The 13,319-nt window shown below is 64.3% G+C and carries 12 protein-coding genes; 3 read left to right on the forward strand and 9 right to left on the reverse strand.

Annotated features, from left to right (window positions below; genetic code table 11):
* Positions 1-17 precede the first annotated feature (17 nt).
* Positions 18-1,061, reverse strand: coding sequence for a class II fructose-bisphosphate aldolase (fbaA, locus tag MAB_RS21565; protein WP_005062510.1), 1,044 nt, complete (start codon positions 1,059-1,061; stop codon positions 18-20).
* Positions 1,062-1,171: 110 nt separating this feature from the next.
* Here fbaA and MAB_RS21570 point away from each other — a divergent pair, with 110 nt between their 5' ends.
* The gene (locus MAB_RS21570) at positions 1,172-1,879 is read left to right on the forward strand and encodes a DedA family protein (protein ID WP_005062515.1); all 708 of its coding nucleotides are present in this window, start codon (positions 1,172-1,174) and stop codon (positions 1,877-1,879) included.
* 95 nt (positions 1,880-1,974) lie between these two features.
* Here MAB_RS21570 and MAB_RS21575 read toward each other — a convergent pair whose 3' ends face one another.
* From MAB_RS21575 to MAB_RS21600, 6 genes are all read right to left on the reverse strand, one after another.
* Positions 1,975-2,403 carry an acyl-CoA thioesterase gene (locus MAB_RS21575; RefSeq protein WP_005100764.1) on the reverse strand — a complete coding sequence of 143 codons (429 nt, stop codon included), beginning with the start codon at positions 2,401-2,403 and terminating at the stop codon, positions 1,975-1,977.
* A 1-nt stretch (position 2,404) separates the two neighbouring features.
* A complete protein-coding gene (locus MAB_RS21580; protein WP_005085728.1) occupies positions 2,405-3,502 on the reverse strand; it encodes a glycoside hydrolase family 76 protein in 1,098 nt (365 codons plus the stop codon).
* Between the two features lie 89 nt (positions 3,503-3,591).
* Positions 3,592-4,266 (reverse strand): TrmH family RNA methyltransferase, encoded by a 675-nt coding sequence (locus tag MAB_RS21585; protein ID WP_005085726.1) that lies wholly within the window; start codon positions 4,264-4,266, stop codon positions 3,592-3,594.
* Entirely contained in the window at positions 4,259-5,161 is a 903-nt protein-coding gene (locus MAB_RS21590) for a hypothetical protein (protein WP_005085724.1), read from the reverse strand. Before MAB_RS21590 ends, MAB_RS21585 begins: the two co-directional genes overlap by 8 nt.
* On the reverse strand, positions 5,158-5,730 hold the full coding sequence (gene pyrE / locus MAB_RS21595) for an orotate phosphoribosyltransferase (RefSeq protein ID WP_005085722.1): 573 nt from the start codon (positions 5,728-5,730) through the stop codon (positions 5,158-5,160). The genes MAB_RS21590 and pyrE overlap by 4 nt, the downstream gene beginning before the upstream one ends.
* Positions 5,717-6,508 carry an SDR family NAD(P)-dependent oxidoreductase gene (locus tag MAB_RS21600; protein WP_005085720.1) on the reverse strand — a complete coding sequence of 264 codons (792 nt, stop codon included), beginning with the start codon at positions 6,506-6,508 and terminating at the stop codon, positions 5,717-5,719. The genes pyrE and MAB_RS21600 overlap by 14 nt, the downstream gene beginning before the upstream one ends.
* Positions 6,509-6,631: 123 nt before the next feature.
* Here MAB_RS21600 and MAB_RS21605 point away from each other — a divergent pair, with 123 nt between their 5' ends.
* Both MAB_RS21605 and MAB_RS21610 read left to right on the forward strand, forming a co-directional pair.
* Positions 6,632-7,099 (forward strand): MmpS family transport accessory protein, encoded by a 468-nt coding sequence (locus tag MAB_RS21605; protein WP_005085718.1) that lies wholly within the window; start codon positions 6,632-6,634, stop codon positions 7,097-7,099.
* Positions 7,099-9,897, forward strand: a complete 2,799-nt coding sequence (locus MAB_RS21610; RefSeq protein ID WP_005085716.1) for an MMPL/RND family transporter — start codon at positions 7,099-7,101, stop codon at positions 9,895-9,897. The genes MAB_RS21605 and MAB_RS21610 overlap by 1 nt, the downstream gene beginning before the upstream one ends.
* Here the strand turns inward: MAB_RS21610 and ttfA are convergent.
* Together ttfA and clpB are read right to left on the reverse strand one after the other, a co-directional pair.
* Positions 9,894-10,625: a trehalose monomycolate transport factor TtfA gene (gene ttfA / locus MAB_RS21615; RefSeq protein WP_005085715.1), complete on the reverse strand. Its 732-nt coding sequence runs from the start codon at positions 10,623-10,625 to the stop codon at positions 9,894-9,896. The two genes, MAB_RS21610 and ttfA, sit on opposite strands and share 4 nt — an antisense overlap.
* Before the next feature lie 147 nt (positions 10,626-10,772).
* The gene (clpB, locus tag MAB_RS21620) at positions 10,773-13,319 is read right to left on the reverse strand and encodes an ATP-dependent chaperone ClpB (protein ID WP_005085713.1); all 2,547 of its coding nucleotides are present in this window, start codon (positions 13,317-13,319) and stop codon (positions 10,773-10,775) included.

The following is a 13,319-nucleotide window of genomic DNA, read 5'->3' on the forward strand; positions in this document are numbered from 1 at the left end:
ACACTCGGGGCAACGGCTTATGCCAACCCGGCAGAAACCGACCGTCCGGCCGACTTCAGGTCATTGCAGGCCTCCACGACACGCACGCTCATGTTGGCCTCGGCCTTCTTGAGGTAGCTGCGCGGGTCGTAGGTCTTCTTGTTGCCCACCTCGCCGTCGATCTTGAGCACGCCGTCGTAGTTGGAGAACATGTGCGCGGCGATCGGGCGGGTGAAGGCGTACTGGGTGTCGGTATCGACGTTCATCTTCACCACGCCATAGCGCAGCGAGTCCTCGATCTCCGACTTCAGCGAGCCGGAGCCGCCGTGGAACACGAAATCGAAGGGCTTGGAGCCCTCCGGCAGACCCAGCTTGGCCGAGGCCACCTTCTGGCCCTCGGCCAGCACCTCCGGCTTGAGCTTGACGTTGCCGGGCTTGTACACACCGTGCACGTTGCCGAAGGTGGCCGCCAACAAGTAGTGACCCTTGTCTCCGGCGCCGAGCGCGTCGACCGTCTTCTCGAAGTCCTCGGAGGAGGTGTACAGCTTCTCGTTGATCTCTGCCTCGACACCGTCCTCTTCACCACCGACGACGCCGATCTCAACCTCGAGGATGATTTTTGCCTTGACAGCAGCACTCAACAGTTCAGCGGCAATGGTCAGGTTCTCGTCGATCGGCACCGCGGAGCCGTCCCACATGTGCGACTGGAACAACGGAGCCTGGCCGGCGTTGACACGCTCCTGCGAGATGGCCAGCAGCGGGCGCACGTAGGTGTCCAGCTTGTCCTTGGGGCAGTGGTCGGTGTGCAGTGCGACGGTGATGTCGTACTTGGCGGCCACGACATGCGCGAACTCGGCGAGCGCCACGGCACCGGTCACCATGTCCTTGACACCCAGACCCGAGCCGAACTCAGCTCCACCGGTGGAAAATTGGATGATGCCGTCACTACCGGCATCCGCGAATCCCTTGATGGCGGCGTTGATGGTTTCCGAGGACGTGCAGTTGATGGCCGGGAAGGCGAAGGAATGCTCCTTGGCCCGCTTCAGCATCTCGGTGTAGACCTCGGGCGTCGCGATGGGCACTTGGGTGACCTCCATGTCAGTTCTGAGCGGTCGGTTCTGGGCTCTGAGGAATCGCCCCTCACCATAAGCCAGGCAGGTTTCCATCAGTTCGCGCCGGTACTCTTGGCGCCGTGATCCTGGCTTCGTCGACGACCACCCTGGCCCTCATGCCCAGCTTCCTGGACCCCGTCAAGCTGCTCGGGCAGTTCGGAACCTTGGCGCTGCTCGGGTTGCTGGTGGTGATCTTCGTCGAATCGGGTGTGCTGTTCCCGGTGTTGCCCGGCGACTCGCTGCTGTTCGTGGCGGGCATGCTGGCGGCGGGGAGCGCCGCGGCCGCGGCCGCCGAGGGCGCTCCACAGGCCAACTTCCAGCTCTGGCAGCTCTTGGTGTTCATCCCGATCGCGGCCATCCTGGGCGGGCAGGTCGGATACTGGATCGGCCGCGGCATCGGTACCTCGATGTTCAAACCCGACGCGCGTTTCCTCAAACAGCGCTACCTCGACGAGGCACACGCCTTCTTCGAGAAACGCGGCCCGTTCGCGATCGTGATCGCCCGGTTCGTACCCATCGTGCGCACCTTGGCCCCCATCACGGCCGGCGCCGCCCGAATGAGCTACCCGATCTTCGCGTTGTACAACATCGTGGGCGCGGTGGTCTGGGGCGTCGGCATCACGCTGCTCGGCTACTGGCTTGGCCAGTTCCCGATCATCCAGAAGCTGCTGGAGCCGATCTTCATTCTGATCGTGCTGGCCTCGGTGGCGCCGATGTTCTTGGAATGGATGCGCCGCCGCAAGGCCGGAAAGACCGCCGAGGGCTCCGAGACACCGACCGGGGCCTGAGATTTCGTCGAGATCGACGAAATGTAGAGGTCTACCCGCACTTTCCGTGCAAAACGCAGATCTCGGCGTGCGGCCCGATCCACTAACCCGATCCACTACAAGGTCGGCTGAGTCCTCTCGAATTCGGCCACCTTGCAACGGAACGCATCCGGAAACGGCACGGAGCTGCCGTCGACCGCGTGCACATAGACCGTCTCACCGGTGATCAGATGCTCACCGCCGCGGTGAATTTCGAAGTGGCAGGTCATGCTTGCCCGGCCCAGGCGGGCAATACGCACCCCGATATCGACCACGTCGTCGAAACGGGCCGACGCGTGATAGTCGATGACGGACTTCACCACGTAGAGATGCTCGAAGACTCCGTCACCATCCGCGTTGCGGGCGCCGGTCAGCGCTTCCCAGTACTCGGTGAGTGCAACGTCGAAGTACGCCAGATAGTGAGCGTTGAAGACCACGCCCTGCATGTCCACCTCGGCCCACCGCACCCGTAACGGGTGAAGGAAGCTGAAATCCTCGCGTGCCATATCAGGCGACCACGTGCGCGGCCTCGAGCAGCATCCACCCGGACAACTGCACCGACAGATCCCGCTCGGGCACCTTCGACGGATTGACGGCACCGGCGACAAACTGCGATGCCGCGGATTGCGCGGTCGGCAGATCGGCCGTCCGCGTCCAGTCGGCGCCGAACAACGGAAGACTCTCCACGGTCAGCCGATTGGCCCATGCAGCCTCTGCCGAGGCCAGCAAGATGTCCCGGGCCGTGGCGCGCGCATCGGCGTCCTGTGGCGAGTTCTGCGGGAGCAGCGTGACCACCAGCGCCAGGTAGCGGGCCAGAATGCCGTTGAACAGCCCGCCATCTCCGCCACCGCTGCCCCGGATGACACCGTCCTCGGTCATCAGATCCCTGACCGCGCGGACCAGGCGATGCACCCGCTGGGCGTGCCGCGGCTCGGCGGTCCGCACCGCCAACTCGGTTTCCAACCCCAGCACCACGCCCTGGCAGTAGGTGTAGGTGGCCCGCTCGAGGGTGCCGTCCTCTTGGATGCCGTCGATCACCAGATGCGAATCGGGATCGACCAAGGTTTTGTCGATCCAGTCGGACATCACCTCGGCTCGCCATACTCTCCCGGTGCGCGCCAACACGATTGCCGCGGGCCCGTTGGCGGGTGCGTTGAAGAACCTGTCCTGCTTGCGCCATGGGATGCCGCCCCCGTACTGCGGCATCCAGGCATCGAGGAACTGCTGTCGCAAGCGATTCAGCGCACGCGGCCGCTCCAGGCCCAATAGCTCGGAGGCGCGCTGCATGGCCAGCGCCAACCACGCCATATCGTCGTAGTACTGGTTGGTCCACATGAAGACATTGCGAAAGCGATGCGCGCGTTGCATATCCGCGATGTACTTGAGCCGATCCGGGCGTGGGTCGCGCAACTGCGCATCGATCAAACAGTCCTGCAGATGCGCCTGCCACCAGTAGTGCCAGTTCTTGAACCAGGTTGCACCCGGCGCCGGCGGCCACGTGACGACGCCCAATTGCATGCCGGGCAGATGCCACAGTGGCGACAGATGTCTTGCGGTAATCGCAGCTTCGGCGCTACTGGCGCGGTTTGCCCACAGCACGTCCATGCACCCGATACTAGGGGGCGAGATGACATTCAGGGACAGCGCTTCTCGATCGATACGTCCCTAGATGTCATCTCGCCGGAGTGGCGTGCTCACCAGGCGCCGTCCAGGTCGGCATGCTGACGGACCCACGCATGCATGGCGATTCCCGCCGCCACCCCGGCGTTGATACTGCGCGTAGACCCGAACTGCGCAATCGAAACCGTCATGACCGCACCGCTTTTCGACGCATCGGTGACGCCCGGACCCTCCTGACCGAACACCAACAAGCAGTCCACGGGCAGCTCAGCCGTCTCTAGGGGCACCGAGCCCGGCACATTGTCCACGGCGACCACCGTCAACCCTGCCCGCTTCGCGTAATCCAGTAGCTCGTCGGTGCTGTCGTGATGCATCAGGTGCTGATAGCGGTCCGTGACCATGGCGCCACGCCGGTTCCAGCGCCGCCGGCCGACGATGTGCACCGTGTGCACCGCGAACGCATTGGCCGTGCGCACCACCGTTCCGATATTGGCGTCGTTCTCGAAGTTTTCGATGGCGATATGGAGCCGGTGCCGCCTGCGATCGATGTCGGCGACGATGGCTTCGCGTCGCCAATAGCGATAGGCGTCGACCACATTGCGGGCATCCCCGTCACGCAAAAGCTCCGGGTCATACCGCGGATCTTCCGGTAGCGGCAAACCGCGCTCGAGCTCCCATGGGCCCACGCCGTTGCCGGTCGCTCCCCACAGCGACGGCTCGGCGGGGCCGTCCTGCGAGTCCTTACTCACGGTTCATCCAGACAGCCGCGTGGGTGCCGATCACCGAGAGCGTGCCGGCGAGCACCGCCGCATTGATCTCACCCTGCAGGCACAGCGAAGGCTGCAGCTGCACCGCATCGAGGGCGGCGTCCGGGAGCACCAGCACCGATGCCCCGTAGACCGCACAACTGCGCGGGAGGCCCGGCCCGGGCAGCGTGGGCGCCACCGTCACCATGAGCGGACCGCCGCGCGCTGCCGACTCGTCGCGATAACGCGCCGCGACCCCCGAAATATTCAGCCCCAGTAATGAGTACCCGTTGCCGGTGAAGGCATTCGGATCGCCCAGGTCCACCTGACTGATCTGCTGACCGCTGGCGCGCCATGCCTCCATGCTCTTGGTGGTGATCACCAAACCCGAATCATTCTGCGGAGTGGGCAACAGACCCATCGGGTAGGCCACCGGATAGGCCACGGTGGTTCCGGCGATGCGGTCTTTGGCCGAGTAGGCGTACACACCGCGCACCGCACTCTGGTTTTGCATGGGACCCAAGCACACCGTGCCACTGAGCTGATCCGGTGCCAGTACGGCCAGAGGATGTATCGAGAGATCGGCCAACCCGGCGCAGCCACTCAACGCGGGCGCTTCCAGTGGGTGTGACAGTGAACCGTACAAGCCGAAGCGTAGCTCCGCGGCGGGACTGGGCTTGTCTCCCGCCCTGGCGGCAGCGCCCGTGACGTCGATCAGCACATAACCGTTCTGGAATCGCAGATTGGCGACACTCAGGTTCCAGCCCAGCAGACTCTGTGTCTCGCCGATCTTGGCGGATTGAGCACCGTAAACCAGTTGCTTCTCAGGTTCTTTCGAACAGCCCGCCAAGACCAGGACCCCAGCGAGCAGAGCGAGCAGGGCCCTGCGGCAGGTCACGATCCGGCCAGGCCGAGATCCGCCAGTCCCAGCACGTACCGATACGGGACACCTTCGGCGCGAATGGCCTCGGCGGCACCGGTATCGCGATCGACGACTGTTGCCACCCCGATCACCTCTCCCCCGGCCTGGCGCACCGCATGCACCGCGGTGAGCGCGGACCCGCCCGTGGTGCTGGTGTCCTCCACCACCAGGACCTGCTGCCCTACGACATCGAATCCCTCGATAAGTCGTTGCATACCATGAGTTTTCACAGACTTGCGCACCACGAACGCATCGATGGGCCGCCCCGGCGCATGCATGACGGCGGTGGCAACCGGATCGGCCCCCAGGGTCAGGCCACCCACGCCGGCATAGTCCCAGTCAGCGGTCAGCTCACGCACCAGCCGACCGATCAGAGCCCCGGCACGGTGATGCAGCGTGGCGCGGCGCAGGTCGACGTAGTAGTCGGCCTCCTTACCCGACGACAACGTCACCTTGCCGTGCACCACCGCGATATCGCGGACCAGGGCCGCCAGCTCGTCGCGATCGGCCGCATTGAGATCCGGTCCTAAATCAAGTTCTGCCACGACCCCGTCCTACCACGCTGTTGTATTTTCGAACCAAACCTCTTGGGATTAGCCGCGTTACCGACGTGATGGCCTTGTACTGCACCCCGGGAACGATCAGAACCTTACCGGCGGCAATGTCGTGCAGGCACGCGTTGACCACGTCGTCGACCTGAAGCCACATGAACTCCGGGATGGTGCCCATCTCAATGCCGGCCCGCTCGTGAAATTCGGTATGGATGAATCCGGGACATAAGACGTGCATGCCGACGCCGGTGCCCAACAATCCATTTGCCAGCCCTTCGGTAAAGGAAACCACCCACGCCTTGGACGCCGAGTAGGTCGAGCCACGGCCGGATACCAGGCCTGCCACGCTCGCGACATTGATGACGGTGCCGGCGCCTGCCTCGATCATGGACGGCAATGCCGCGCGGGTCAGTTCCATGACGGCGGTGACGTTTACGTCGAGCTGTGAGTGCAGCAGCTCCGGCGCCGCGGTCCAGAACTCACCGGCGGTTGCGAATCCGGCGTTGTTGACCAACACCGACACCCCCGCCGCGAGGCGGTCGGCGACGCGCGCACGATCGGCGGCGTCGGCCAGGTCGGCCGGCAGCGCCTCGGCGTACACGCCGAAGCGACAGGTGAGCTCATCGGCCAGGGCGCCCAGGCGCTGCTCGTCACGGGCGACGAGCACCACGTCGTAGCCCTGCGAGGCGTACTTACGGGCGAAGCCACCGCCCAGGCCCGAAGTAGGCCCGGTGATCAGCGCCACGGGACGCGCCGAATTCGTGGCAGCCATGGTTGGTCAGCGTACCCGTCTGGCCGGATGCTCCCACCCGCCCCATAACCGGTACTATAAGTTACTAATACAAATTGTCCGGAAACCCCCGCTTGCGCGAGCAAGCGTTGCTAGCATCGCGAAATGTTTGACCGGCTTGTGGGGTGGCTCATCGCGCGTCAGCGCTGGATCTACCCGGTTCTGGTGGTGTTGTGGGCGGCCGCGGGCACCTACATCACCACCGCTCCCAAGGTTGCACTGCCGACCGCGGAAGTCGCCCCCACCGCACAGGCGGTGAGCGCCATGTCGCTCAGCCAGCCCAAAACGGTGACCTATGAGGTGTCCAGCGGCGGACAGCCCGTCACGGTGTCCTATCTCGACGAGAAGGGGCAGTCCAGACTGTTCAACGGCCCCGCACCCTGGCACACCAGCCTGACCACCAGCGACTTCGGCTTCACCGCGGGTGTCACCGCGATATCGACCGGAACCGTCACCTGTCGCATCACTGTCGACGGCAAGGTGGCCGACGAGAAGACCGATGTCAGCCGCACACCTTCGGTCAGCTGCAACCTCGTGGCATTCCAGAAACTCGGCCCACAAGGTGGTCAGTGATGCACGACAGCCCCATATTCGGACGCTTCGCCGGAGTCATCAGCAGACATGCCGCCGCGATCATCGGGCTGCTCATGTTGGTCGCCGGCGGCCTGATGGCATTGGCACCCAATCTCGAAGAGCTCGCCCTGACCCATGGCAGCCCCATGATGCCCACCAACACCCAGTCCGCGGCGGCACTCAAACACATGGCCAAGGCGTTCGGAGAGTCCGAGTCGAACAACACCGCCGCCGTCGTTGTCGTCAAAGACCAGCCGTTCACCGAGCAGGACCGCCAGTTCCGCGCCGATCTGATGAAGAAGCTGCGCGCCGATACCGAGCACGTAGAACCGGGCATGGACATGTGGTCGGACCCGCAATTCGCGACGGCGTCCGAGAGCCCCGACAAGATGGTCGCCCTGGCACAGGTGCAATTATCCGGCGAAATCGGCGGTCCCAAGGCGATGGAATCGGCAAAAGCCATGCAGCGCATCATCGATGACATCGCCAAGCCGCCCGGCACCACGGTCTATGCCACCGGAACCAGCCAGGCTGCCGCCGATCAGATCAACACCATGATGCGCGATGTCGTGATCATCGGCGGTCTGTCGGTGGTCCTGGTGGGCGGCCTGCTGCTGCTGGTCTACCGCTCTCTGGTGGTCGCCTTTCTGCCACTGATCACGGTGGGCGTCGCGGTCGGGATCGCAACTCCGATGGCCAGCTTCCTGACGCTGGCAGGGCTGATTCCGACCTCGATGATGACCAACGCCTTGATGGGCGCGCTGGCGTTGGGTGCCGGCACGGACTACTCCATCTTCTTCATCGGCCGCTACCAAGAGGGCCGCCGTGCCGGCCTCAGTGTCGACGACGCCTTCCGCGCCAGTTATCGGGGCGTAGCGCCGGTGGTGATCGCATCCGGCTTGACCGTCGCGGGTGCTCTGTCCTGCATGACATTTGCCCAACTCGACATGATGAGATCGATGGGTATACCGGGCGCCATCACCATGATTTTCACGGTGCTCTCAGCGGTGACGGTGACCCCCGGCGCCCTGTTGATCGGGGCGCGTAGATTCGGCTGGTTCGAGCCCAAGTCGACGGTCCGATCCACCCGACTGTGGCGCCGGGTCGGCATTCGGGTGGCACGTTGGCCAAAACCCATATTCGTCACCACCTTTGCCGCACTGATTGTGCTCATGATGGTGATTCCCACCGCCTCCTTCAACTATGACGAACTGCAGTTCATCCCCAAGGACATGCCCAGTGCGGCGGGCATGAACGCGATTCAGGAGCACTTTCCCGCGGGGCAGATGAATCCCGACATGATCCTCATCCGCGCCCCGGAAGATCTGCGCACCTCCGCCAATATCGGACTCCTGGAGAAGGCCGCACAACAGATCACCAAGCTGGACAGCGTCGCGTCGGTGCAGTGGATCACCCGGCCGACCGGGACGCCGATGGATCAGACCTCACTCACCTACAGCGTGGGTATGGCCGGAACCATGATGTCGCAGAACAAGATCGTCATGGAGCAGCGCCAGCACCGGATGCGCACCATGACCGACAACATGAACTCGATGATGTCCACCCTTCAGGGCCTGCAGGGCACCTTGCGTACCGCTCAGCAGAGCGCCGCCCAGTTCAGCGCGGCGGCCGGACCGATCCAGGCCAGCCTGAATCAGCTCAAATCACAACTCAATTCGGTGATGGGTCCGGCTCGCGAGGCGGTGCGGGCACAACCCAACTGTGCCGCCGACCCGATGTGTGTGGGTGCACGATCGACCCTGTCGAACTTCGAGAACATGTCGAACGTCACCGACCAGATGCGCAGCCTGGTCAGCACTTCGGGATCGATGACCGGGGGCCTGGCTCAAGCCGCACGGACCATGCCGCGCATGCTCGACTCGATGTCCTCGATGCAGGATCTGATGACCGAGACCAATGAACAGATGAGTCAGATGATGTCGCAGATCGACACCATGACCTCACTGATGCAGGACCTGGGCCGAAGCAGCGCCGGCACCGGAGACTACTTCTACTTTCCCGCGCAAATGCTCTCTGACCCAAGATTCAAGCCGTACCTGAAGATGATGTTCTCCGAGGATGGCACCACCACCCGCATGATCGTCATCGGCAGCGGCAGCAGCTACGGCGACGAGGGCATCCAGCGGGTCCGGGATCTGGCACGCGAGATGAAGTACGCCCTCAAGGGCACCCGGCTGCAGGGCAGCGTGATCGAGATCGCGGGCCCGGCGGCGCTGATCGGCGATATGCGGGTAATGCTCGACCGCGACGAAAAACTGATCATGATCGGCTGCCTGACGGTGATCTTCACCGTGGTCCTGCTCCTGTTGCGCGGTCTGGTGGCGTCGCTGATCGTCATCGGCTCGGTGCTGGTGTCGTTCGCGTCGACGCTCGGGCTGGCGCTGGTGATCTGGCAGCACGTGCTGGGCATTCAGCTGCACTGGTCGGTACCCGTTGCGGTGTTCGCGATTCTGATCTCGGTGGGTGCCGACTACAACCTCTTGGTGGCATCCCGCTTCAAGGAAGAGATGAGCGCGGGTATCCGTACCGGCGTCATCCGGTCTATCGCCGGCACCGGCGGGGTGGTGACGACGGCGGGGCTGGTGTTCGCGATGACGCAGTTCGCGATGATGGGTTCGAGTCTGGTGAATGTCGCGCAGATGGGCTCGACGATCGGGCTGGGCTTGATCATCGACACGTTCGTCGTGCGTACCTTCACGGTGCCGACGCTCGCGGTAATCCTCGATAAGAAGTTTTGGTGGCCGCTGCCGATGACTCAGCTGTGGCGACGTACCTAGCGGCCCTGCGGCTGGCCCTGCCCCACCGGGGCGGGCTGGCGGTCGGCGACGGGCGCGGCGTTGGAACCGACGGGCCGGCTGGGGCGTGCGGCGGCCTGAATCGGCGAGGGCGCCGATTCCCCGGACGGCGGGAGCACCCGCAGCAGGTCGTTGAACTGACGGACGGCCTTGAGGCCCTCGTCCCACTGCTCACGGTTGCTGTTGATGGGTAGCGCCGCCAGCGTCCAATGCTGCTCGTTCCACAGCACCTCGGCCGTCTCGGGCGCGGTGTGGGCAAAGGTGACCATCCGGCGGTCGCAGGCGCGGCGTGCGGCGTCCAAGTTGGTGGAGTACACCATGCGGGGGCCGATGGCGCCGAGCAGCCAGATATCGGACTCCCGGGGTTCCTGCATGACCTTGAGCCGCAGGTCCACCATGACGTTGGTGCCCACCTTGCGGTGCAGCGCGATGATGGTCGCGACATCTTCGAGGTCGAAGACGTACACGGCCTCACCGCGGATCTGTCCGAGGACCACGTTGGCGGCGGCGGCAGATCCCGCACTGGACATCACGCCGCGGTTCCAGCGCTTGACGATCTCCTTGTCCTGCGGCATGTAGTCGAAGCCGTGCGATCGCGCCCACGACTTGCGCCGGTGCCCGCGACTACGGCGGCGGCCAATATCGACGTACAGCAGCACGCCCGCACAGACGAAGCAGAGTGCGGACAGCGTGAACCAAAGTAGAGCCATCCGCGACAGCCTAACCGGTGTCGGCCCAACTGCCGCACGGCGCGTACGGATCGTGACCCAGAGTTACTTCACTGTGATGCGCCGAATGTCGACTTATCGCGAGAAAGTCCCAGTAGACAGCGCGATAAGTCGACACCCGACAGCTACTTATCCCAGAATGAGCGATTCGCCGTCCGCGCTCACGTTCACCGGCACGACATCACCGTCGTGTACCTCACCCGCCAGCAGCTGCTTGGCCAGCTGGTCACCGATGGACTGCTGCACCAGTCGGCGTAACGGCCGGGCCCCGTAAATCGGGTCGAAACCGCGGGCTGCCAGCCACTTCTTGGCGGGCGCGGACACTTCGAGTGTCAGCCGGCGTTGCGCCAGCCGCTTCTGCAGCTGTCCCAGCTGGATGTCGACGATCTGCACCAGCTCCTCGGGGTTGAGGCCATCGAAGATGAGCACATCGTCGAGCCGGTTGATGAATTCCGGCTTGAACTTCGCGCGCACCGCCGCCATCACCTGCTCTTCGGAACCGCCAGCCCCCAGGTTGGAGGTGAGGATCAAGATGGTGTTCCGGAAGTCCACCGTGCGGCCCTGGCCGTCGGTGAGACGTCCCTCGTCGAGCACCTGCAGCAGCACATCGAACACGTCCGGGTGCGCCTTTTCGACCTCATCGAACAGCACCACCGTGTACGGGCGTCGCCGCACCGCTTCGGTCAGCTGGCCGCCCGCGTCATATCCGACGTATCCGGGTGGTGCACCGACAAGTCGTGCGACCGAATGCTTTTCGCCGTACTCGGACATGTCGATACGCACCATGGCGTGCTCGTCATCGAACAGGAAGTCCGCCAGCGCCTTGGCCAGTTCGGTCTTACCGACACCGGTGGGTCCCAGGAACAGGAACGATCCGGTGGGACGGTTGGGGTCGGCGACACCGGCTCGCGCACGACGCACGGCATCCGAAACAGCCTCGACGGCCTTCTTCTGCCCGACGACGCGCTTGCCCAGCTCGTCCTCCATGCGCAACAACTTGGCTGTCTCGCCCTCCATGAGACGCCCGGTAGGAATGCCGGTCCATGCCGACACCACATCGGCGACGTCGTCGGGACTGACCTCCTCCTTGAGCATGACATTGCCATCGTGATCCAGACCCGGGAGTGCTTGCTCCAGTTGCTTTTCCAGCTCTGGGATGCGACCGTAGCGCAGCTCGGCGGCCTTGCCCAGATCTCCGTCGCGCTCGGCGCGGTCGGATTCGCCCTTGAGGGTTTCCAGCTGCTCCTTGAGATCGCGGACGGCATCGATCGAACTCTTCTCGTTCTGCCACCGCGCGGTGAGCTCGGCGAGCCGCTCCTTCTTGTCGGCGAGCTCGACGCGCAGCTTCTCCAACCGCTGCTTGGACGCTTCGTCCTCTTCCTTGGACAGCGCCATCTCTTCGATCTCAAGACGACGGACCACCCGCTCCACCTCGTCGATCTCGACGGGCCGCGAGTCGATCTCCATGCGCAGCCGGGATGCGGCCTCGTCGACCAGGTCGATGGCCTTATCCGGCAGGAAGCGCGAGGTGATGTAGCGATCCGACAAGGTCGCCGCGGCCACCAGCGCCGAGTCGGTGATCCGGACGCCGTGGTGGATCTCGTAGCGTTCCTTGATGCCGCGCAGAATGCCGATGGTGTCCTCTACCGAGGGCTCGCCGACCAGCACCTGCTGGAAACGGCGCTCCAGGGCGGCGTCCTTCTCGATGTACTTGCGGTACTCGTCGAGTGTGGTCGCGCCGACCAGACGCAGCTCACCGCGGGCCAACATGGGCTTGATCATGTTGCCGGCATCCATCGCCGACTCACCGGTCGCGCCCGCGCCCACGATGGTGTGCAGCTCATCGATGAACGTAATCAGTTGTCCCGCAGAGTTCTTGATCTCATCGAGGACAGCCTTGAGCCGCTCCTCGAACTCGCCGCGGTACTTGGCGCCCGCCACCATGGAACCCAGGTCCAGCGAGATGACGGTCTTGCCCCGCAGGCTCTCGGGCACGTCACCGGCCACGATGCGCTGCGCCAGACCTTCCACGATGGCGGTCTTGCCGACACCGGGCTCACCGATCAGCACCGGGTTGTTCTTGGTGCGACGGCTCAAAACCTGTACCACGCGCCGGATTTCGGTATCGCGCCCGATCACCGGGTCAAGCTTGCCCTCACGGGCCCGGGCAGTCAGGTCGGTGGAGTACTTCTCCAGCGCCTGGAATGTCGCCTCGGGTTCGGGGCTGGTGACCCGGCCGCTACCGCGCACCTGGACGAAGGCATCGCGCAGCGCCTGCGGCGTGGCACCGTGATTGACGAGGAGCTTGGCGATATCGGAGTCTCCGGTCGCCAGGCCGACCAGCAAGTGCTCGGTCGACACATAGTCGTCATTGAGCTCGGTGGCCAGATGCTGTGCCGCCGTCACGGCGGCAATCGAGTCACGCGAGAGCTGCGGATTGGCGCTGGCGTTGCTGACCTGCGGAAGTCGATCGGCGATAGCCTGCGCTTCGTTGCGTACGGACACCGGATCGACGCCCACGGCCTGCAGAAGCGGCGCGGCGATGCCGTCGGTCTGGCCGAGCAGTGCCACTAATAGGTGAGCCGGACGGATTTCGGGATTGCCTGCCGTGGTCGCTGCCTGGAGGGCAGCGGTCAGCGCGGCCTGAGTCTTCGTGGTCGGATTGAACGAGTCCAC

Origin of the sequence: Mycobacteroides abscessus ATCC 19977 (assembly GCF_000069185.1) — a bacterium.
Lineage (GTDB): Bacteria > Actinomycetota > Actinomycetes > Mycobacteriales > Mycobacteriaceae > Mycobacterium > Mycobacterium abscessus.

Bases quoted from the DNA above. Each gene is read 5' to 3' on its own strand.
- MAB_RS21575 (WP_005100764.1), bottom strand. From the start codon at position 2,403: ATGGCACGCGAGGATTTCAGCTTCCTTCACCCGTTACGGGTGCGGTGG.
- MAB_RS21580 (WP_005085728.1), bottom strand. From the start codon at position 3,502: ATGGACGTGCTGTGGGCAAACCGCGCCAGTAGCGCCGAAGCTGCGATT.
- MAB_RS21600 (WP_005085720.1), bottom strand. From the start codon at position 6,508: ATGGCTGCCACGAATTCGGCGCGTCCCGTGGCGCTGATCACCGGGCCT.
- MAB_RS21605 (WP_005085718.1), top strand. From the start codon at position 6,632: ATGTTTGACCGGCTTGTGGGGTGGCTCATCGCGCGTCAGCGCTGGATC.
- MAB_RS21610 (WP_005085716.1), top strand. From the start codon at position 7,099: ATGCACGACAGCCCCATATTCGGACGCTTCGCCGGAGTCATCAGCAGA.
- ttfA (WP_005085715.1), bottom strand. From the start codon at position 10,625: ATGGCTCTACTTTGGTTCACGCTGTCCGCACTCTGCTTCGTCTGTGCG.